Genomic DNA, 2,997 nt, shown 5'->3' on the forward strand with positions numbered 1-2,997 from the left:
TTCGGCAACAAAGCCACTCTAACTCTGTCTAATCCAGCTTCATAGCCAATCTCACGAAACTTAAGAAATCACATAAACCAATCCGAACAGTAACATAAAGACAACAAAATTACTTATAGATTAAGCGTTTTCTTACAAAAAAAATCGCATTTGATATATTATGGCGATGATATATTCCAGTTACTGACAATTTAATTTATGCTTGGCAAGCTAGGTTTATGAAAGTCGAACACACCTTCTATGTGTAGATATTGACTACGAATTACACATAGTAGTGGAGTCCATTCTGCACTCAAGGGCACGCCATGAAGGACATACGGTTATACATAGAAAACGAACTAACTCGTTTTGGCTTTGACATAATAAAGATTCGGAACTTCAAATCAGGTTTTTTGCTGGTTGCAAAATCAAAATTTGTCAACATCGCGATTACTTATAACGTTCACAAAGGGTTCGTGGCAGATGTTTTACCAAATAAAGAATTCCTTGGCGTGACCTTTGACTTGCTACCCAATGAATTCCTTTTGGTAGATGGTTGGGAAAGTGAGGTGATGCATGTAATTCGAAGAGCCTTGAAACAGAGTAACACGATTGAACTCAAGCTTAAAATGAGTGAGAAATTCAGCGAGATAACAAGTATTAGAATAAACAAGCTTTCTCAGTGAATTTTTGAATAGCTTGACTTTCCTAGGAGGGAGATAAGTGGTGAGAGAAACCATTTTTAATATTTTAATTGTGGATGATACCCCTTCAAACATAGATTTACTAAGTGCTATCCTCATTAAGGATTACGGTGTCAAAGCAGCTACCAATGGAAAAACCGCAATAAAAATCGCTCAACTACACCCTAAGCCAGATCTTATACTTCTAGATGTGATGATGCCTGAGATGGATGGATATGATGTCTGTTTTAATTTAAAGACAAATCCAATTACTAGAGATATTCCAATAATATTTGTCACAGCTAAAAGTGATGTTAAAGATGAAACCAGAGGCTTTGCCATGGGAGCAGTCGATTACATCGTTAAACCAATTAGTCCACCTATCGTCCTCTCCCGTGTTAACACTCATATCGCTTTACATCATCAAAAGAAAGCACTCGAGCAACAAGTGGAGCTTAGGACGAAAGAAATACGCTCTAATCAACTGGAAATAACGAAATGCTTAGGCCGTGCCGCAGAATATAAAGATAATGAAACAGGCATGCACGTCGTTAGAATGAGTCACTATAGTAAAGTTCTTGCTGAGGCGATAAATGCAGATAATGTCTGGTGTCAGCTGCTGTTTGAGGCCGCACCAATGCATGATATTGGAAAAATAGGTGTATCAGACGATGTTCTAAAAAAGCCTGGTCCTCTAGATAATGTTGAATGGGAGGAAATGAAAAAACACGTCGAATATGGAATCAAGATCCTTGGTTGCCATAAATCAGAACTTATCGATTTAGCTAGAGAGATAATTACATTTCATCATGAAAAATGGGATGGTAGCGGATATCCAGATGGCACAAAAGGAGAGAATATACCTATATCAGCTCGTATAGTAATGATAGCAGACGTGTTTGACGCCTTAACGAGTGAGCGTCCTTACAAACCGGCTTGGGAAACAGATGATGCTTTTAACTATTTAAAAACAGAATCCGGCAAACACTTTGACCCAACGTTGGTAAATGCATTTATTAGCCAACGTACGAAAATTCTTGAAATCAAATCCAAGTTTCACGATTAATCTTATAGCAAGGTCAACAATGCATAACTCAAACATAGAGAATACGATTAAAAAATCCAACTGGATTTCAATCGGTTTTGTCAGTGTAGTCATTATTATTGCGAGTATTGGAATAACTGCCTGGATTAGTCTCAATAAATTATTTATTGCGGTGGAACGATACGACGGTGCAAGCCAGTTCCTTCTAGCTCTAGACAAAGCACACCTACAAGAGTTGTCTTATACTCGAAATCTAACAGAGTCAGCTGCTTCTGAGGCCATGCGGTCTTTGGATGAGGCTATTGTGCTTGTTAAAGGTATGGAATCTTCAAGTGCAAACTATAATGAAGCTACTAAAAGCATAGAAAGGCAACTTGTTCGCTATCAAAGTAACTTTAAAGCTTATGTCAACCTTCGAAGAGAAGACGAACAAGCCAAAAGAATTATGCTTGTCCAAGCACAACAAGCGAGTAAGTTAGTCGATGAATTTCTTAGTCTACAAATTGATTATATTAATACGGATACTCAGTTGGTGGGTAAGCTCTATTTTGAATTAAGCGAAAATTCCCGACTAACTACGTCAATTAGAAGCTTATTATCGTCCGTTTACCTTATTCGACAGTATGCAAAATACGAAGTATTTAACCAAGCTAATGTCGTAGAAAATCAATTGTCGATCCTTACATCGATTTTTGAGGAAATATCAGATCTTGAAACGAACAATAATGATGAAATAATCTTGAATAACTTGCATCAAGTAAGGGGATTAAGCAACGCTTATCAATATACGTTGTTAGAATTAGCCAATGAGCAACAAGGGAAAATTGATATTGAAAAGGCAAGCAGAGAGGAGCTTGACTATTTGGCTAGTAAAATGTTGAATTTGAGTGAAATATTACAAAAAAGGCAAAAATTGAGGTATGATATAAGTCAAAAAAAATTAGAGGCTGTAAAAAATCAATTGTCACGTAGGATGGAAATATCAAAAGCCGTGATGGGAATTGAGCGACGGTTGAATGAGTCAAGGAAATTGGAACACGATTTTTTACTCACGGCTAACAAAGAAAATAGTGAAGCATATACTGAAAACGTCCTTGTCATTCTTAATGAGATTATTTCTGGCATAGATAAACTTGAAAAAAAACCAATTGATAGTGATCAAAAGGAATTAATTTCTAAACTGACTCCTTTTGTAAAACAATATAAAAGTAAAATAAAAAAAATAAATCTAAGATCGAACGATGTTAGAAAGATATCAAAGGATATGATTTCAGAAGCGGTCATTATAGA

General features: G+C 36.2%; 2 protein-coding genes. Both read left to right on the forward strand.

All coding sequences use genetic code 11. The annotated features are described in order from the left end of the window. Positions 1-705 precede the first annotated feature (705 nt). Entirely contained in the window at positions 706-1,728 is a 1,023-nt protein-coding gene (locus HW45_RS04355; protein WP_200874565.1) for a response regulator, read from the forward strand. 19 nt (positions 1,729-1,747) lie between these two features. Further along, the coding region (locus HW45_RS04360) for a hypothetical protein (protein WP_038225147.1) at positions 1,748-2,997 on the forward strand (1,250 nt) is incomplete at its 3' end.

The organism is Vibrio sp. ER1A (assembly GCF_000733315.1).
Classification (GTDB): domain Bacteria; phylum Pseudomonadota; class Gammaproteobacteria; order Enterobacterales; family Vibrionaceae; genus Vibrio; species Vibrio mediterranei.